Here is a 15,735-nt window from a genome sequence, read left to right on the forward strand (position 1 = left end):
TGCCCCACCCGGCAACGAAGAAACGCCCTTGGCAGCAGCGGCCAGTAAGAGTGGCACGCAAGCGCAGAAGCGCTGCTCGCCCTCGGCCCTGCAGGGATATGGCGCACAGCCGTCCCGGCAACGTCAAAAGACTGAGCCGGCAGAATGAAGCGCCTCGGCAGGCCTGGGGCCATTATTCGCGGCAACGCCGCGCGTGACCCTAGCGCAGGTTGAAGCCGCCCAGGCCAAAAATACCGACCAGCCCGATAACGATTAGGTAGATCGCGACGATATAGTTGAGCAAACGGGGCATGATCAGAATCAGGATGCCCGCGAGGAGCGAGATCAGGGGCGTTAATGTCAGGTTCATGGAGAGTCCTTGGCTGAGGTCCGCATCGCCCGTGAAGGCGTTAGGCAGAGGGTACGAACGGGTAAAAAGCATCGACATGAAGGCTAGACAGCAAACATCGCTGGTACCGGCCAATACACTGCCAATACCCCCGCGAAGGCCTGCGAAATAACCACCGCCCTGCGCGAAGTGTTATTGACGATATATGAAGCCGTTGTTATTCGCACTGTTACAGGGTCGAATTGAAGTAATTAAATAGATTAAACCTATTGCCCTTATTGCACTCGCGTACGCCCAGTGCGTCCAGCCAAAGGCTCTGCCACTGCCCTGCAAGCCACGGCAGACATGGGCTTGGCGATATAACAGTGTAAACTGACGCTCTTTTACCGAGACCGCAAGCGCGATGAAGTACCGGGTAAGCTGTACCTGTGGCACGACCACCCTCGCCATAGTCGGCGAGCCACGGGCGCGCAACTATTGTCATTGCCACTCCTGCAGGACGCTGTTGGACGTCGAGGTTTTCGAAGGCACCGCCTGGGACTACAGCCAGGTCCAGATCATCAACGGCGAAGCAGGGCTCGTCGCCTTTGCCCACCCAACCAAAGCCATGTGCCGCTACCACTGCGGCGACTGTGGCAGTACCGTGTTTCATACCGACGCCTTTGGTATGCGCTGCATCGCCTACGCCCTGTTTCGCCGCGCCAATGGCGGTGTGCTGCCCGAAGCGCTGCAGCCCAACCGGCACTATTTTTATTCAGAACAACTGCGGGATTTCACCGACGACCTGCCCAAGTACTTGCAGGCAGCGGATGGGCCTTTGTTTGAATAATGAATGAAATGCTAGGATCGCCTTTTAATCTCTCGACACTCTAAAAATGCTTAGCCTGCGCGATTACCAGGGCAGCGACCTCGACGCCGTGGTCGAACTGTTTCAGCAGTCGGTGCATACCTTGGCCGCCGGCCACTACGACCGGGTACAGCGCGAGGCCTGGGCACCGCGCAAAGTGGACTTGCAGGCCTGGCACAGTCGCTTGAGCAGCCAACGGACGCGACTGGCCCTGATCGACGAGCAGCTCGCTGGATTTATCGCCTGCACCGACGACGGCCATATCGACCTGCTGTACGCGTCGCCTCACCATGCGCGCCAGGGCGTCGCCAGCGCCCTCTACCAGGACGTCGAAGCCGACCTGATCGCCCGAGGCGCGACGTCGCTCTCCACCGAGGCCAGCCTGGTTGCCCAAGGTTTTTTCGAACACCAGGGGTTTGTGCTGGAACAACTGCAAACCGTATTTCGGGGCGCGGTGGGCTTGCAGCGGGGGCTGATGCGAAAACTGATCCTGCCCCGTCCTACCCATGTGAGGCCGGTATGAAAACCCCATTGTTGATCGGTCTGGCTGTCACGCTGTTGGTGGTGCTCGGCTTCGCCTTCTGGAACTGGCGCAACGACAAGCAACTCAAGCTGCTGGATCGACGCGTGCAGCGGCAAGCCGAATTGCTCGAGGCGCTGGACCAGGTCCTGGAAGAGCCCGACCTTAGCGAAGCCGAACAACAGGCGCGCACCGAAGCGCTATTGGCTCAGCTGAAAGACATGCGCAAACCCTGAATGCGACGCAACGACTATGGTTAGACCAGCCCTCTGACCTGTCGTGACCCAGAAGTAGTCGCCGATGAGAAGCCTGTTCGCTGTCGTCCTCAGCTGGACCCTGATCGCCCCCATGGCCTGGGCGCAGTCCTTTCGGGTCGGCGTGGAGTTGCAGCCCTACCTGCCCTACTACAGCCAGCAAAATGGAGAGTACCGTGGGTTTGCCCGTGATCTGCTGGATGCCTTCGCCAACGCCGAGGGTCACCAATTCACCTACGTTGCGGTACCGGTGCAGCGGCTGTTGGGTGATTTCCTGGCCGGCAGGCTGGACCTCAAATACCCCGATAACCCGCACTGGAGCGCCGAGCAGAAACGCGGCCACCGGCTGCACTACAGCGTCGCCACCGCGCCCTTTATCGATGGCGTACTGGTGCTGCCCGGCAACCTCGGCCAGGGCATGGGACGCCTTCGTGTGCTCGGGACCCCGCTGGGCTTCACCCCGCAGGCCTACCTGGCCGAGCTGGCCGCCGGGCGCATGCGCCTGACCCAAACCAACCAGATCGATTCGCTGTTGAAGATGGCGCTGTCCGGCCGGGTGGACGGCGTCTACCTCAACCCGCGGGTCGCGCAAAACGCCCTGCATGCCGCGGGGCTGCCCCGCGAGGCCCTGGTGTTCGATGCCACGCTGCCCCACCTAAAGGGTGACTATCACCTGTCCAGCCTGCAGCACCCCGAACTGATCCGGCAATTCGACCGGTTTCTGGCCAGCCACCCGGACCTGCTTGCGCAGCTGCAGGCGCGCCACGGGATCAGCCCCTGAGGGGCGGCAGCGCCTGCAACTGCCGGTCGTGCCAGCGGCTCAGGGTCAGCAGCCCGACTATGGCGCCGAGTAACGCCAGCCCCATGTCCGACTGGGTGTCCCAGACATAACCCTGGGTGCCGAGAAACGCCTCCGCGTCCTCGCCGCTGGCCAGCGCCACCCACCATTCCACCAGTTCGTAGAAGGCACTGAACGCCAGGCAGAAACACAGCACGAAAAACGCCAGCCAGCCGCGGCCGTTGATCACCTGCTTGCGCAGCAGGATTTCCCGGGCGATCAGTGCCGGCACCAAGCCCTGGACGAAGTGCCCGAGCTTGTCGTAATTGTTGCGCGAGGACCCCAGCCAGTCGCGCAACTGATCAAACAGCGGCACCTCGGCATAGGTGTAGTGCCCACCGACCATCAGCACGATGCAGTGCAACAGGATCAGCCCGTAGACCAGCCCCGTGAGGCGAAAGGAGCCGTAGGTCAGCACCAGCGCCAGGGCCCCGAGCAGGGCCGGCGCGACCTCCAGCAACCAGGTGAAACGATCCTTGGGTTCGATGGCCGACCACAGCAGGGTCAGCAGGAAAATCACGCACCACAGGTACTTCATCGCGGGACCTCGCCAGCAGCATTCGATCGCTTACCTTACACCGGGTGTCGATACACCGGGTGTCGGCACACCGGGTGTCGGCACATCGGCTGTCGCTGTGGCGGGCGCCGAGACAGCACCGGCCCTCAGTCGTCGTCGCTGGCGCCCGCCGGGCGGTAGGCGGCCCGCAGCAAGCCATGACGCTGCATCTTTTCGTTGAGGGTGCGACGCGGCAACTGCAGCAGCGCCATGACCTCGGCGATATTGCCGCGGCTGTGGAGCAAGGCGTTGTGCAAGCAGTGCGCCTCGAAGGCTTCCAATTGCGCGGCCAACGACTGGGCGTCGCCGCCCGGCGGCGCCCCGTCGCTCAAACCCAAGGCATGGCGTTCGGCGGCGTTGATCAGCTCGCGCACGTTGCCCGGCCAATCGTGGCTCAGCAGCCAGGCCAGCTGGCTGGGCGACAGCGGCGCGGCTTCACGGCCATGGCGCTGCGCCGCCTCGTCGGCGAAATGCTGGAACAGCACCGGGATATCCTCACGTCGCTCGCGCAGTGGCGCGATGGTCAGTGTTGCGACATTCAGCCGATACAACAGGTCCTCGCGAAAGCGTCCGGCCTGGGCCTCTTCCTGCAAGTCGGGCTTGGCCGCGCTGATCACCCGCAGGTCGACTCGCACGCTGCGATTGGAGCCCAGACGCTCCAGGGTCTTTTCCTGCAGCACCCGCAGCAGCTTGACCTGCTGGGCCAGCGGCATGCTTTCCACCTCGTCGAGAAACAGGCTGCCGCCATCGGCGTATTCGATACGCCCGATGCGTCGGCCCTGGGCGCCGGTGAAGGCGCCGCTTTCATGGCCGAACAGCTCGCTCTCGAACATGCTTTCCGGGATCGCCGCGCAATTGAGCGCGACAAAGGGTTTGATCTGGCGTGGACTGAAGTCATGCAGGCAGCGCGCGACCCGCTCCTTGCCGCTGCCGGTCTCGCCGCGAATCAATACGTTGACCGAGGTGGGTGCCAGTTCGAGGATCTGCCGGCGCAGGTGCTCCATGGCCCGCGATACGCCCAACAGACTCGATTCGATCTTGTCCTTGCGCGCGAACTGCTCACGCAGCTGGCGGTTTTCACAGACCAGCCGGCGCTTGTCCTGGGCCCGGCGCACACTGTCGAGCAGCCGTTCGGCGCTGAAGGGTTTCTCGATAAAGTCGTAGGCGCCGCGGTGCAGCGCCTGCACCGCCATCGGTACGTCGCCATGGCCGGTGACCATGATCACCGGCAGGTCCGGGTCGATCGCCAGCAGTTGCTCGAGCAACTGCAGGCCATCGGTGCCGGGCATCCGCACATCGCTGATCACCACGCCCGCAAAGGTCCGATCGAGCTGGGCCAAGGCTTGTTCGGCCGAGGAGCAGGTGCTGACGGCAAAGCCCGACAGCTGTAACCACTGTTGCACCGCCTCGCGAATCGCCGCCTCGTCATCGACAAAAAGTACCTGCCCGCTCATCCCACCCTCCTGCGCTGTGCCCGGCAGTGTATCGCACGCGGGCGTGCGCCAGCCCGAGACTAATCGTTGCCTGGCTGCTGCACCAACGCCATGGCAAAGGCGCCATTGCCCACCGACCAGTCCGAATAATCGTTCTCGTGCATAAAGATAAACAGGTCACGGGGCGACAGGCCGCTGCGCTGCAGATTGACCGCGATCGCCGCGTACAGGTCGCGCTTCATCGCGTCGCTACGGCCACGACGCAGGGTGATCTCGACCACCACCAGGCGCTCCGAACGGGCGATGCCGTTGAAGCCTCGATCATAGAAAAAGTCCGCCGATTGGTACTCCGCCACCAGGTTGAACAGTTCCGCGTCGGGCATGCCGATGCTCTCGACCAGGGCCTGGTGAATGCCGCCGACTATGGCCTGGCGCAACGCCGGGCTGCTGCTGTGATGGACATGGGTACGGACAAAAGGCATGGCGCTTTACTCACTTTCGATGGAACGGCTGCCCCGTTGGTAGCCGCATGCAGCAAGAGTTTCACCAGGCGTGTTCCGTGGGGAAAGCGATTTTCCACCCCAGTCTTATGTGAGATAAACTCACCTAATGAAACGTCGCCTGCCTTCCCTGAATGCCCTCCGTGCCTTTGAAGCAGCCGCTCGCCTGGGGCGCATGAATGCCGCAGCGGACGAACTTTCGGTCACGCCCGGCGCCATCAGCCGCCAGGTGCGCCAGCTCGAGGATCATCTGGGGCTGGCATTGTTCGAGGGTTCCAAAAACCAGCCACGCCTCAGCCGCCAGGGGCACGCCCTGCTGCCGGCCTTGTCGGCCGCCTTCGATCAGATGGAAGCGGCGCTGCAGGCCCTGGCCGACGACAGCCAGGACACCCTCGACGTGGCGTGCCTGGGCACTTTCAGCATGCGCTGGCTGATTCCGCGGCTGTACCACTTCAACGCGCTCCACCCCCGGATCGAGGTGCGCCTGAGTACCACCGAACGGGCGCGGACCGGCCAGGGGCAACGCCATGACCTGGTCATCGACGTCGGTCAGGGGCCCCTGCAGGCGGGCGCCTGTGAGTTGTTCGCCGAGTGGCTGGGGCCGGTGCTGAGCCCGGCCTTGGCCGCTGCGCTGGACCTGCGGCAGCCGCCGGACCTGGCCAAGGCGCCGCTGTTGCGCACCCGCACACGGCGTAACGCCTGGGCGATGTGGTGCGAATCCCTTGGGCTCGCACCACTGGACGGCAAGGGTGCGGAGTTCGAGCATTACTACTTCAGCATCGAGGCGGCCCTCGGCGGCCTGGGTATCTGTCTCGCGCCCTGGCACCTGGTCGCCGACGAGGTGCTGACGGGTCGCTTGCTGGCGCCCTTCGGTTTTCAGGCGAGCGGCTACCGCTACCGGGCCACCGCGCGCGCCCAGCACCCGGCCACCGCCCTGTTCAGCCACTGGCTGCAGCAGCAGGTGGCGCAGATGCCACAACCGCCCACGGCCTGAGCCTCAGGACGGTCAGGCCGCGGGCGCAGCCGGCAGATACAGGCGAAACACTGCGCCTTCCAGCGTATTGCCGGCTTCCAGGCGTCCACCCAGCTCGTGGACGATGCCAAAGGACACCGCCAGGCCCAGGCCGAGGCCCTGCCCCACGGGTTTGGTGGTGAAAAAAGGCTCGAATACCCGCCCCAGGTGGTCGACCGCGATACCGCCGCCGGTGTCGCCGATGCTCAGCAGCCACTCTCCCGGCAACGCCTGCAGGTCGATGGTCAGCTGCCGGTGCTCGACCCTGGCCATGGCGTCCAGGGCGTTGTTCAGCAGGTTGAGCAGCACCTGTTCCAGGCGAATGCCGTCACCCAACACCTGGGCCAGGGGATCGACCTCGCGGCGCAGCGTAACCTGCTCGGCCCGCAGCCGCGGCCCGAGCAGCTGCAAGGTCTGCTCCAGCACGCCGTCCAGGCTCAAGCGCTCGCGCAAGCCCGCCGGGCTCTTGCGGGCGAAGGTCTTCAGCCGGCCACTCAGCAGCGCCATGCGCTGCAGCAGCGCCTCGACCCGGCCCAGGCCCTCGCGCACCTCGGCCTGACGCCCACTGTCGAGCAGCAGGCGCAGGCTGCCCAGGTGCATTTGCAGGGCGGTCAGCGGCTGGTTGAGCTCGTGGGCCAAGGCCGCCGACATCTGCCCCAGAGCCGCCATCTTCGCCGCCTGCACCAGCCCCTCCTGGGCCGCGCGCAATTCCGCGGTGCGCGCCGCCACCTCGAGTTCCAGCCGTTCACGGATACCGCTCTGCAAGCGCTGGTTCTGCCGAAGCTGCAGCAGAAAGAGCCCGAAAAACGCCAGGGTCATCCAGATCCCGGCGGCGGCCAGGCGATAACTGCGCACGCTGTCGTTAAGCACCGCGGGCGACATCAGCAGGTGCAGGGTCCAGCCCTCATCGGGCAGCAAAAGACGCTGCCAAAGATAGTCCTGCCGGCCCTGCGGGCCTTCTACCCGGCGCCGCTGGGCGCTGTCATCCAGTTGCGCCAGGACCCGGCTGGTCAGGGGGCGCAGGGCCTGCGCGGGGTATTGCCGGGTGTTCAGCACCTGCCGCTGGACCGGCTCGGCCAGGACCTCCAGCGCGCGAAAGCGCCAGTCCGGACGATTGGCCAGAATCACCACGGCCTGCTCGTCGCTGACCAGCAGGACGTCCGGTTGTCGTTGCCAGTCCTGTTGCAGCGCCTCGAACTCGAGCTTCACCACCAGCACCCCGAGTACCGCGCCGGTGTCGTCCCGTACCGCATGGGAGAGGAAGTAGCCGGGCACCCCGGTGGTCACCCCGACGGCGAAATAACGCCCGCCGCCGGCGCGGAAGGCCTCCTGGAAATAGGGCCGGAACGCGTAGTTGTTACCAATAAAACTCCCCGCCTCACGCCAGTTGCTGGCGGCGATCGCCTCGCCCTGGCGGTCCAGCAGGTAGAGCACGGTCGAGCCGGCGGCGCGGTTGAGACGCTCCAGCCGAAGGTTCAAGGTCGCCCGCGCGACAGGCGCCGCCGGGGTGCGCAGCAGGGCCTGGATATCGCTGTCCTGGGCCAGCAACGCCGGCACCGAACGAAAGCGCTCCACCAGGGTGTGCAGCGTCTGGGCATAGAGTTGCAGCTGGCCACGGGCCTCGTCGCTGCGGGCTTGCCAGGCCCGCTGCTCAGCCAAACGGCCAGCTACCAGCCAGCTGACCAGCAGCCCGGCCAGAATCGGCAACAGGGTCAGGACCAGCGGATAGCGCGAGAACAATCGGGGCATGACGCGCTCGGTGTCAGAAGATGGCCCATGGTAAGCCATCCCGGCTGGGCGCTGTGCCTGGCTGGCCAACTGCGGCGAGCGGCCTGCCTTGCCCAGCTCCACCCCGCTGTTACAGGCACTGCGCCGACCACCCCTCTCCCTGATCCCTAGGCTCAGCGATACAGGTCCGCCCGCGTCCAGGGCAACGGGTGAGAGCCATCCCCCAAGGGTTTTACCGCAAGGATCTGGTGCAGGTTGATCCAGCCCTGGGCGAAGCCGTAGGCGCAACCGGCCAGGTATAGCCGCCAGATCCGCAGCGCCTGTTCCGGCACCAGGGTGGCGGCCTTGTCCAACTGGCTCTCCAACCGCGCACTCCACAACTCCAGGGTGCGGGCGTAGTGCAGGCGCAGGCTTTCCACGTCCACCACTTCCAGCCCGGCCTCGCTCAGGCGCGCGGTCATGGTCGCCAGATGAGGCAACTCGCCCCGGGGAAAGACATAACGCTCGATAAATTCACCGGCGCCGCGACCCACCGGCCGGCCATCGGTGTACTTGGACGTGATGCCGTGGTTGAGCACCAGCCCGCCCGCGCGCACCGCACCGACCAGGCGCTGGCAGTAGAGCCCCAGATTGGCATGGCCGACATGCTCGAACATGCCGACGCTCACCACCTTGTCGTAGCGGCCGTCCTGGGGCAGGTCGCGGTAGTCCTGCAGCACCAGTTGCACCCGGTCCTGCAGGCCCTCGACCTGGGTTCGCTTGCGGGCCAGTTGCAGCTGTTCGCGGCTCAGCGTGATACCGGTGACCTGGGCGCCGAACTCACGCGCGGCATAACAGGCCAGCCCACCCCAGCCGCAGCCGACGTCCAGCAAACGGTCGCCCGGCTGCAGGCGCAGCTTGCGGCAGAGGTGCTGCAACTTGGCCGTTTGCGCACGTTCGAGGTCTTCCTGACCGGTTCTGAAATAGGCGCAGGAATAGACCATCTGGCGGTCCAGCCAGAGCGCGTAAAAGTCGTTGGAAAGGTCGTAATGATAGGCGATCGCGGCGGCGTCTTCGGCCGGGTCATGGCTGGAACGCTCAGGCACCGGCCCCCCTCCACCGTCGAGCAACGCACGGCTCAGCGTATCGCCGACGCGGATGATCTCGCTCATCGGCCCCTCCAGCTCCAGGCGACCCTCGACGTAGGCACCGCCCAGGGTGCTAAGGCTCGGATGGGCCAGTTGGGCGACCAGGCTCGGGTCCTTGACCACCAGGGTCACGCTCGGCGTGGGACCGAGGTCCAGTTGATTGCCATTCCACAAACGCAGCCGCAGGGGCAACTTGAGACGACGCAGGGCGGGCGGGATAAGTGTCAGCATGAGGAGATCCCTCTCTCGTGTGCCAAAACTGACTGCCGATTGTGCAGCTGACTCAGCTGTCAGCGCTTAGGTTCCCTTCCTCCGGCAGCCGTCGCCACACCAGCCCCTCGCCTACCCATTGCTTGAGCCAGAGCGCCGCCTGCTGCGCCGCGTCGGGTACCTGGTGGGTAAGACGCTCGCACAGCTCGGCGAAACACCAACCCTGCTCGACCATGCCGGCCAGTGCCTCGGCTTCGCCGCCCGACAAGCTGCGGTAGCGGCTGATCCTGTGCTGACGCCAGACCAGGCAGGACTCCGGCGCCGCCAGGAGCTGGCTGCCGGGAAACGGCTGTTCGGCCTTCAGCGCCCGCCACAGCGCCAGGCTGTTGTACTGGCAGCGTTGCCACTGAACGCTGGGCAACAAGCCCAGGCGCAGTTCCGGCCAGTGCGCGGCGGCCAGCCCGGCCATGGCCTCGAGGGTCAGCGGGGCGCCGTCCGGAGCGTCGAAGGCCAGGGTGAAAGCCCACTCCAGGCGCGCCAATTCGGCCAGCGGCGCGCTCTGCTCGGGCACCAGGTGCGCCTCGATAAAGGCCGGCAATTGCTGCCCCAGCCAGCGCAGGCTGTAGTGCGACGAGGGATGGGCCTCCAGGTAGGCGCCGGCCAGGCGCTCGAACTCCAGGTCGCCCAGCCACTGGTGCAGGCAGAAGTAATCCCCCCGCAGGGTGTCCTGCAACCGCGCCCGGTAGGCGTTGTGGTAGATGCCCAGGCCCTGCTCGATGTTCAGCGCCGCACTGCCCAGCAGGCTCGCGCGCAGCGCGGCCGGCGGACTGAGCGGCGCCTCCAGCAGGTAACGCTCGAACGCCAGCTGCCACTCCACCAACCTCATGCCGCCACCCCGCCGAGGACGGCCTGGGCCAACTGGCGGGCACGGCCCAGTTCGTCGAGCAACTCAGCCAGGGGCGGGAAATGATCATCGCGCTCCAGCAGCGTGGCCACCGGTCCGAGATGGCGCAGGGTGTCCTGGTACAGCTGCCAGACCGGGTCGCAAACCGGCTGGTCATGGGTGTCGATCAAGGCGCTGCCCTGCTGGCTATGGCCGGCCAGGTGCAGTTGGCGGATGCGGGTGGGCGGCAGCGAGCGGATAAAGGTCCAGGGGTCGAAGCCGTGGTTATGGGCACTGACATAGACGTTGTTGAGGTCCAGCAACAGCTCGCAGCCGCTCAGGTCGCTGAGCGCCGCGAGAAACTCCCATTCGCTGAAATCGGCGTCGGCGGTGCGCACGTAGCTGGAGACGTTCTCCAGCACCAAGGGGCGCTCCAGCAGGTCCTGTACCTGACGGATCCGCGCCGCCACATGCTGCAGGCTTTCCTCGGTATAGGGCAGCGGCAGCAGGTCGTGCAGCTGGTGCGCATTACCCCGGCTCCAACACAGGTGATCGGAGATCCAGGCCGGGCGCACGCGATCGGCAAGCCCCTTGAGCGCCCGCAGATAATCGCGGTCCAGGGCATGCGGACCGCCGATCGAAAGCGACACGCCATGCATCACCAGCGGGTAGGTTTCGGCGATGGCGTCCAGGTAATACAGCGCCTTGCCGCCTTCGACCAGGTAGTTTTCCGAGACGATTTCGAACCAGTCCACGGGTGGGCGCTGGGCGAGAATCTCTTCGTAATAGGCGCTACGCAAGCCCAGGCCAAAGCCCAGGCGGGATGACTCGGCGGACATGCCGGGCTCCTCGGAGTGATAGCTCGAAAAAAATCAAAAGGACGAAAAAAAACAGCGCGCCCTGGCCCCAGGGCCATGGCGCGCCGGAGGCGCGCTTACTCCTTGACGGTACCCTTGGCAGCGTTGCACTCGGCCAGGGTCATGCTCTTGAAGCCGTGGCCCTTGCAGGCGGCTTGGCCCTTGCAGCTGTTTTCCGCGGTCTTGCAATCGTTCTGGCCTTTGCAGGAGGTCACACCGTAGCAATGCACGGTGCTGGCTTCCTCGGCGGCAACCGGTGCGGAAACGCCAGCGAACAGGGCGGCAGCAGCGAAAGCCAGGGCGGCGCCAGAGGTAGCGGTCTTGATGCTCATGGGTAATCCTCGAAACAAGTGGGAAGATGCCGTGGACGGCTGTGTGGGTCCCGACAGTGAAATAGAGTCGCGCCCTGCCACTGCGTTACAGGACCCGCCAAAATTTTATCGGAAACGGATTTCCATCAGGCTCGACAGGGGCGAAGCATGGACCATGCACTGAACGATTTCCTCCACTGCTGCCAGCAGGTACTGGCTGGCGATGGCGAACTGATCGAACTGTTGCGCCACCAGGGCTTCGCCTGCGCCGCCGGCCACTGGCACTTTCGCCTGCCGGCCCTGCATGCCTTTCTCGACGCCCGCCTGCCCGCCGAACACCGCACGAGCTACCACGTGTTCCGCCAGGCCTTGCTCACCAGTCCGGTCAATACGCGGCTGCGCCCGCACCAGGGACAGATCCTGATCATCGATAACCTCGGTAAGGTGGACGTTAGCCTGTATGGCCTGAGCCGTCTGACAGCCCCCTGAGCTCAGTCCGCGGGGCGGTACAGATGGCGGTGCGCGGCGTGGTAGAGCGACGAGTCGGCAAAGGCGTCAGCCGCCAGCACCCGGCCGACCAGGATCAGCGCAGTGCGCCGAAACCCCTTGGCGACGACCCGCGGCTGGATATCGGCCAGGGTGCCACGCACCCAGTCCTGGTCCGGCCAGCTGGCACGATGGATCACCGCCACCGGGCAGTCGGCGCCGTAGTGCGGCAGCAGCTGCTCGACGATTTGCTGCAGATGAACGATGCCCAGGTGAATCGCCAGGGTCGCGCCATGTCGGGCCAGGTCGGGCAGCTGCTCGCCAGGGGGCATCGCGCTGTTGTGGCCAAAGCGCGTAAGGATCAGCGTCTGGGAAATGCCCGGCAGGGTCAGTTCGCTTTCCAGCAAGGCCGCGCAGGCCGCGGTGGCGGTCACCCCGGGAATGACCTGGAAGGGAATCTCCAGACGGCGCAACTGGCGGATCTGCTCGCCGATGGCGCCGTACAGCGAGGGGTCGCCCGAATGCACCCGCGCCACGTCCTGGCCGCGCCGATGGGCGTCTTCGATCAGCTGGATGATTTGCTCCAGGTGCAGCTCGGCGGTGTTGACCAGGGTCTCGGCGCAATGCCCCTCTAGGACCGCTTCCGGCACCAGGGAGCCGGCGTAGAGGATCACCGGGCAGGTCCGGATCAGCCGTTGGCCCTTGACCGTGATCAGCTCCGGGTCGCCGGGACCGGCGCCGATAAAATAGACCGTCATCTTGGCTCCGCAGCGCAGTGGGCCAAGGCCAGGCTGGCCTCGGCGCTGCTGAGTTTTTCCATCAGCAGGGTCGCCGGCCGACCACCGAGCGCCTCGGCCTGGGCCAGGGCACTGGCCTCGGCGACGCCGGCACAACCGGTTTCACGCAGGGCGATGGCTGAGCGACGGCTCAGCAGAGGCTCGAAACGGGCCAATTGCTCGGCGGAAAAGCACACCAGCGGCAACCCCAGGCTGCGGGCCAGGCCCAACAGCCCGGGCTCGGTCTGTTTAAGATCGATGCTGGCCAGGGCGTCAAGCGCCTGCAGTGGCAGGCCCTGGCTCTGCAGGGTCCGCTCCAACAGCTCGCGCAGGGCCTGCTCGGAGCAACCCCGACGGCAGCCGAATCCGGCTACCGTCACGCTTAGCGGCACCCTCAGGCCGCCTGGAGGCTACCGGGACGGCGATAAAACCAGGCCGACGCCAGCCCCAGGGCCAGCCAGAACAGCCCATTGGTGACCAGCGAGGCGAGGATAAATTGCTGGCCGAGCGCGGCCGGCGCCAGGCTTTCATGCACCTCCGGCTGCGGCGCGCCGATCAGGTGCGGCACCGCCAGCAGCAGCAGGCCGGCGATACGCAGGGCCCAGGGCCGGGCGAAGGCGAACAGCGCCAGGCCGACCGCGGTGGCGCTGGCGGTGCCGATCCACCAGTACTGGCGCAGCGCCAGGTCCGCCGCCGCGGTACCCGGCAACTCGGGTGGCAGGCCCAGGGACGGCGCCAGGCTGAAGGTGGCGAAGCCGGCCAGGCCCCAGAGTAGGCCATCGCGGACGCGACCCGGTGCGCGCAGGCTGTAGAGCCCCGCCAGCATCAGGGCAAAACCCACTGCCACCACCAAGTTGGCACCGCTGGTGGACAGCACGCGCTGCCAGCCATCCTCGGGCGACCAGGCCTCGCTGTCATGCTGATGCTCGGCCACACCCGGCTCATGACTGTGCGCCTGCTCCGCCGCCGGCGCGCTGTTTTCGAAGGTTTCCGCGTGAAGGATCAACGGTGTGACCCACAGGCTTTGCAGCAGGGTCAGCAGCAGAGCGGCGAGCAAGCCGGTGAAACCGGCGGTACGGGCGATACGGATGAACATGGCGTCGCCCTCAATGGCACGGGAAGGCGGCGCTGTGCCGGGTATCGTGGGCGGCATTGTGCAACGCCTCGATCGGCGAGAAGCCGGCAAAGTACACCAGCAGCAGGCCGACCAGGCCGGCGCCGATGGCCAGGGTCAGGCGCTGGGCCAAATTGAGGTCGGCCGCGGCCGAATGCGTCAAGGTGCTGCTGGACATGGTCGTTCCTTCCGTGCGGGTAAAATGCCGGGCGGCAGGGAACGCACGAAGGACCCCCGCGACGAACGCACGGGGATTCCGGCTTGCGCCCGCCCACCGCGGGTTGCCAAACACTTGCATTCCAGGCCGGTCTCCGGGCTTGCGACGCACGCGCGAGTGGTCCGTGTCGAGACACGCAGCCAATACCTGGGCAGTCGCTTACCGTTGCGGGGGCAGCGCCGGACTGGTCCACGAAGGACGCACCGGCTTCCCGTTTCACCTTGCGCCGTGGCGCAAGACACCTGAAAACAGCTTTCTAGAACATCACGAACCCTGGGCGAGCGTCAACTGCGCTGCACGCTTCGGGGTCGGGACGCCTACGGACAAGCAGCATTTGACCGACCCGCCGGCACTGCGTAGCCTTGCCCTTTCGAGGTTCTCCGGCCTCCGCACAGGACCCGCCGGAGCTAAGAGGGAACGTGGTTCGATGCCACGGCTGCCCCCGCAACTGTAAGCGACTGATGCTCTTCCACAGCCACTGCACCGGGTGCGGGAAGGCGAAGAGCCGGCCCACGGGCCAGGTCGCGAGCCAGGAGACCTGCCTGCGAACGCATTTTTACGACAACCGGGCGGGGTGATCCGGTGGCCATTCGTTGCGTGGGTGCAAACCCACCGCGTTCGTGCTGCCTGCCCGCCGACTTTCGACCTGGCAGAGAAGCGCGCATGAACGACTCGAAATCCCTGGGCAAACTGCCCGTCACCATAGTCACCGGTTTTCTCGGCGCCGGCAAAACCACCCTGCTGCGGCATATGCTCGACCACGCCGAGGGCCGGCGCATCGCGGTCATCGTCAACGAATTCGGCGAGCTGGGCATCGACGGCGACCTGCTCAAGCAATGCAGCATCGGCTGCAGCGAGGAAGAAGCCAACGGCCGCATCTTCGAGCTGGCCAACGGTTGCCTGTGCTGCACCGTGCAGGAGGAGTTCTTTCCGGTGATGCGCGAGCTGGTGGCGCGCCGTGGCGAGCTCGACCAGATCCTCATCGAGACCAGCGGCCTGGCCTTGCCCAAGCCCCTGGTGCAGGCCTTCAACTGGCCGGAAATCCGCACCGCCTGCACGGTGGATGCGGTGATCACCGTGGTCGACAGCCCGGCCGTGGCCGCCGGCACCTTCGCCGCCTTCCCCGAGCAGGTCGACGCCCAGCGCCAGCTGGACCCCAACCTGGACCACGAATCGCCGTTGCACGAGCTGTTCGCCGACCAACTGGCCAGCGCCGACCTGGTGATCCTCAACAAGGCCGACCTGCTCAGCGCCGAGGCCCTGGCCGCGGTGCGCGCCGAAGTCGCCGCGGAGCTGCCCGCGGCGGTCAAGGTCATCGAGGCGCGCAGCGGCGTGCTGCCGCTGTCGGTGTTGCTCGGCCTCAACGCCCAGACCGAGCTGCACATCGACCAGCGCAAGACCCACCACGACCTGGAGGACCACGACGAGCACGACCACGACGAGTTCGACTCCTTCTCCGTAAGCCTGCCGGAGGTCGAGGAACGTCTGCTGCTGGACAGCCTCGCCACCCTGGTGCAGCGCCACGCCATCCTGCGTATCAAGGGTTTCGCCGCCATTCCCGGCAAACCCATGCGCCTGCTGGTGCAGGGCGTCGGCGCACGCTTCGACAAGCACTTCGACCGCCCCTGGCGCAGCGATGAAAGCCGCGCCAGCCACCTGGTGATCATCGGTCAGGGCCTCGAGCAGGCGGCCATCGAAGCCGAGCTGCGTACCCTGCTGGGATGAACGGCGACTGGCG

The 15,735-nt window shown here is 65.8% G+C and carries 20 protein-coding genes and 2 riboswitches; of the genes, 7 read left to right on the plus strand and 13 right to left on the minus strand.

All coding sequences use genetic code 11. The features are described from left to right. Nucleotides 1-199 precede the first annotated feature (199 nt). Nucleotides 200-349, minus strand: a complete 150-nt coding sequence (locus ABWY06_RS03065; RefSeq protein ID WP_353924093.1) for a DUF3096 domain-containing protein — start codon at nt 347-349, stop codon at nt 200-202. 382 nt (nt 350-731) lie between these two features. On the opposite strand from ABWY06_RS03065, the gene ABWY06_RS03070 reads away from it, so the two are divergent. The 4 genes from ABWY06_RS03070 (at nt 732) to ABWY06_RS03085 (ending at nt 2,730) form a co-directional block, all read left to right on the plus strand. Next, a complete protein-coding gene (locus ABWY06_RS03070; RefSeq protein WP_353924094.1) occupies nt 732-1,157 on the plus strand; it encodes a GFA family protein in 426 nt (141 codons plus the stop codon). A 46-nt stretch (nt 1,158-1,203) separates the two neighbouring features. Next, entirely contained in the window at nt 1,204-1,698 is a 495-nt protein-coding gene (locus tag ABWY06_RS03075; RefSeq protein ID WP_353924095.1) for a GNAT family N-acetyltransferase, read from the plus strand. Further along, complete coding sequence (locus tag ABWY06_RS03080; RefSeq protein WP_353924096.1) at nt 1,695-1,931, plus strand: hypothetical protein; 237 nt, start codon at nt 1,695-1,697, stop codon at nt 1,929-1,931. Before ABWY06_RS03075 ends, ABWY06_RS03080 begins: the two co-directional genes overlap by 4 nt. 64 nt (nt 1,932-1,995) lie before the next feature. Continuing rightward, a complete protein-coding gene (locus tag ABWY06_RS03085) occupies nt 1,996-2,730 on the plus strand; it encodes a substrate-binding periplasmic protein (RefSeq protein WP_353924097.1) in 735 nt (244 codons plus the stop codon). Here the strand turns inward: ABWY06_RS03085 and ABWY06_RS03090 are convergent. The 3 genes from ABWY06_RS03090 to ABWY06_RS03100 all read right to left on the minus strand — a co-directional run bounded on the left by ABWY06_RS03090 (nt 2,720) and on the right by ABWY06_RS03100 (nt 5,258). Continuing rightward, nucleotides 2,720-3,325, minus strand: coding sequence for a DUF2238 domain-containing protein (locus ABWY06_RS03090; RefSeq protein ID WP_353924098.1), 606 nt, complete (start codon nt 3,323-3,325; stop codon nt 2,720-2,722). The two genes, ABWY06_RS03085 and ABWY06_RS03090, sit on opposite strands and share 11 nt — an antisense overlap. A 125-nt stretch (nt 3,326-3,450) precedes the next feature. After that, the gene (gene mifR / locus ABWY06_RS03095; RefSeq protein ID WP_353924099.1) at nt 3,451-4,797 is read right to left on the minus strand and encodes a two-component system response regulator MifR; all 1,347 of its coding nucleotides are present in this window, start codon (nt 4,795-4,797) and stop codon (nt 3,451-3,453) included. Nucleotides 4,798-4,856: 59 nt separating this feature from the next. Further along, the gene (locus ABWY06_RS03100; protein WP_353924100.1) at nt 4,857-5,258 is read right to left on the minus strand and encodes a tautomerase family protein; all 402 of its coding nucleotides are present in this window, start codon (nt 5,256-5,258) and stop codon (nt 4,857-4,859) included. A 127-nt stretch (nt 5,259-5,385) separates the two neighbouring features. Between ABWY06_RS03100 and ABWY06_RS03105 the strand changes: the two genes are divergently transcribed. Next, on the plus strand, nt 5,386-6,270 hold the full coding sequence (locus tag ABWY06_RS03105) for a LysR substrate-binding domain-containing protein (RefSeq protein WP_353924101.1): 885 nt from the start codon (nt 5,386-5,388) through the stop codon (nt 6,268-6,270). A gap of 12 nt (nt 6,271-6,282) precedes the next feature. Here ABWY06_RS03105 and ABWY06_RS03110 read toward each other — a convergent pair whose 3' ends face one another. The 5 genes from ABWY06_RS03110 to bufA2 all read right to left on the minus strand — a co-directional run bounded on the left by ABWY06_RS03110 (nt 6,283) and on the right by bufA2 (nt 11,425). Next, nucleotides 6,283-8,037, minus strand: coding sequence for a sensor histidine kinase (locus tag ABWY06_RS03110; protein ID WP_353924102.1), 1,755 nt, complete (start codon nt 8,035-8,037; stop codon nt 6,283-6,285). Between the two features lie 152 nt (nt 8,038-8,189). Further along, nucleotides 8,190-9,374 (minus strand): C17 cyclopropane fatty acid synthase CfaB, encoded by a 1,185-nt coding sequence (gene cfaB / locus ABWY06_RS03115; protein WP_353924103.1) that lies wholly within the window; start codon nt 9,372-9,374, stop codon nt 8,190-8,192. 52 nt (nt 9,375-9,426) lie between these two features. Further along, complete coding sequence (locus ABWY06_RS03120) at nt 9,427-10,239, minus strand: HvfC/BufC family peptide modification chaperone (RefSeq protein ID WP_353924104.1); 813 nt, start codon at nt 10,237-10,239, stop codon at nt 9,427-9,429. Beyond that, nucleotides 10,236-11,075 carry an MNIO family bufferin maturase gene (bufB, locus tag ABWY06_RS03125; RefSeq protein ID WP_353924105.1) on the minus strand — a complete coding sequence of 280 codons (840 nt, stop codon included), beginning with the start codon at nt 11,073-11,075 and terminating at the stop codon, nt 10,236-10,238. The genes ABWY06_RS03120 and bufB overlap by 4 nt, the downstream gene beginning before the upstream one ends. Nucleotides 11,076-11,170: 95 nt before the next feature. Beyond that, nucleotides 11,171-11,425, minus strand: coding sequence for a BufA2 family periplasmic bufferin-type metallophore (bufA2, locus tag ABWY06_RS03130; RefSeq protein ID WP_353924106.1), 255 nt, complete (start codon nt 11,423-11,425; stop codon nt 11,171-11,173). 147 nt (nt 11,426-11,572) lie between these two features. Here bufA2 and ABWY06_RS03135 point away from each other — a divergent pair, with 147 nt between their 5' ends. Further along, on the plus strand, nt 11,573-11,893 hold the full coding sequence (locus tag ABWY06_RS03135; protein ID WP_353924107.1) for a hypothetical protein: 321 nt from the start codon (nt 11,573-11,575) through the stop codon (nt 11,891-11,893). Nucleotides 11,894-11,895: 2 nt separating this feature from the next. Here ABWY06_RS03135 and cobM read toward each other — a convergent pair whose 3' ends face one another. From cobM to ABWY06_RS03155, 4 genes are read right to left on the minus strand one after another with little or no spacing between them, the layout of a single operon-like run. Further along, a complete protein-coding gene (gene cobM, locus ABWY06_RS03140) occupies nt 11,896-12,648 on the minus strand; it encodes a precorrin-4 C(11)-methyltransferase (RefSeq protein ID WP_353924108.1) in 753 nt (250 codons plus the stop codon). After that, complete coding sequence (locus ABWY06_RS03145) at nt 12,645-13,046, minus strand: cobalamin biosynthesis protein (RefSeq protein WP_353924109.1); 402 nt, start codon at nt 13,044-13,046, stop codon at nt 12,645-12,647. The genes cobM and ABWY06_RS03145 overlap by 4 nt, the downstream gene beginning before the upstream one ends. 14 nt (nt 13,047-13,060) lie before the next feature. After that, the gene (locus ABWY06_RS03150; RefSeq protein ID WP_353924110.1) at nt 13,061-13,762 is read right to left on the minus strand and encodes a CbtA family protein; all 702 of its coding nucleotides are present in this window, start codon (nt 13,760-13,762) and stop codon (nt 13,061-13,063) included. Nucleotides 13,763-13,772: 10 nt separating this feature from the next. Beyond that, nucleotides 13,773-13,958 (minus strand): CbtB domain-containing protein, encoded by a 186-nt coding sequence (locus tag ABWY06_RS03155; RefSeq protein WP_353924111.1) that lies wholly within the window; start codon nt 13,956-13,958, stop codon nt 13,773-13,775. 107 nt (nt 13,959-14,065) lie between these two features. Next, nucleotides 14,066-14,258, minus strand: a riboswitch (cobalamin riboswitch). A 94-nt stretch (nt 14,259-14,352) separates the two neighbouring features. Then, nucleotides 14,353-14,557, plus strand: a riboswitch (cobalamin riboswitch). Between the two features lie 103 nt (nt 14,558-14,660). Here ABWY06_RS03155 and cobW point away from each other — a divergent pair. Then, nucleotides 14,661-15,722 (plus strand): cobalamin biosynthesis protein CobW, encoded by a 1,062-nt coding sequence (cobW, locus tag ABWY06_RS03160; RefSeq protein WP_353924112.1) that lies wholly within the window; start codon nt 14,661-14,663, stop codon nt 15,720-15,722. The last annotated feature ends 13 nt before the right edge of the window (nt 15,723-15,735 follow it).

The organism is Pseudomonas sp., assembly GCF_040514055.1.
Classification (GTDB): Bacteria; Pseudomonadota; Gammaproteobacteria; order Pseudomonadales; family Pseudomonadaceae; genus Aquipseudomonas.

Coding starts and splice junctions, on each gene's coding strand:
- ABWY06_RS03065 (WP_353924093.1), bottom strand. CDS start 349: ATGAACCTGACATTAACGCCCCTGATCTCGCTCCTCGCGGGCATCCTG.
- ABWY06_RS03070 (WP_353924094.1), top strand. CDS start 732: ATGAAGTACCGGGTAAGCTGTACCTGTGGCACGACCACCCTCGCCATA.
- ABWY06_RS03075 (WP_353924095.1), top strand. CDS start 1,204: ATGCTTAGCCTGCGCGATTACCAGGGCAGCGACCTCGACGCCGTGGTC.
- ABWY06_RS03080 (WP_353924096.1), top strand. CDS start 1,695: ATGAAAACCCCATTGTTGATCGGTCTGGCTGTCACGCTGTTGGTGGTG.
- ABWY06_RS03085 (WP_353924097.1), top strand. CDS start 1,996: ATGAGAAGCCTGTTCGCTGTCGTCCTCAGCTGGACCCTGATCGCCCCC.
- ABWY06_RS03090 (WP_353924098.1), bottom strand. CDS start 3,325: ATGAAGTACCTGTGGTGCGTGATTTTCCTGCTGACCCTGCTGTGGTCG.
- mifR (WP_353924099.1), bottom strand. CDS start 4,797: ATGAGCGGGCAGGTACTTTTTGTCGATGACGAGGCGGCGATTCGCGAG.
- ABWY06_RS03100 (WP_353924100.1), bottom strand. CDS start 5,258: ATGCCTTTTGTCCGTACCCATGTCCATCACAGCAGCAGCCCGGCGTTG.
- ABWY06_RS03105 (WP_353924101.1), top strand. CDS start 5,386: ATGAAACGTCGCCTGCCTTCCCTGAATGCCCTCCGTGCCTTTGAAGCA.
- ABWY06_RS03110 (WP_353924102.1), bottom strand. CDS start 8,037: ATGCCCCGATTGTTCTCGCGCTATCCGCTGGTCCTGACCCTGTTGCCG.
- cfaB (WP_353924103.1), bottom strand. CDS start 9,374: ATGCTGACACTTATCCCGCCCGCCCTGCGTCGTCTCAAGTTGCCCCTG.
- ABWY06_RS03120 (WP_353924104.1), bottom strand. CDS start 10,239: ATGAGGTTGGTGGAGTGGCAGCTGGCGTTCGAGCGTTACCTGCTGGAG.
- bufB (WP_353924105.1), bottom strand. CDS start 11,075: ATGTCCGCCGAGTCATCCCGCCTGGGCTTTGGCCTGGGCTTGCGTAGC.
- bufA2 (WP_353924106.1), bottom strand. CDS start 11,425: ATGAGCATCAAGACCGCTACCTCTGGCGCCGCCCTGGCTTTCGCTGCT.
- ABWY06_RS03135 (WP_353924107.1), top strand. CDS start 11,573: ATGGACCATGCACTGAACGATTTCCTCCACTGCTGCCAGCAGGTACTG.
- cobM (WP_353924108.1), bottom strand. CDS start 12,648: ATGACGGTCTATTTTATCGGCGCCGGTCCCGGCGACCCGGAGCTGATC.
- ABWY06_RS03150 (WP_353924110.1), bottom strand. CDS start 13,762: ATGTTCATCCGTATCGCCCGTACCGCCGGTTTCACCGGCTTGCTCGCC.
- ABWY06_RS03155 (WP_353924111.1), bottom strand. CDS start 13,958: ATGTCCAGCAGCACCTTGACGCATTCGGCCGCGGCCGACCTCAATTTG.
- cobW (WP_353924112.1), top strand. CDS start 14,661: ATGAACGACTCGAAATCCCTGGGCAAACTGCCCGTCACCATAGTCACC.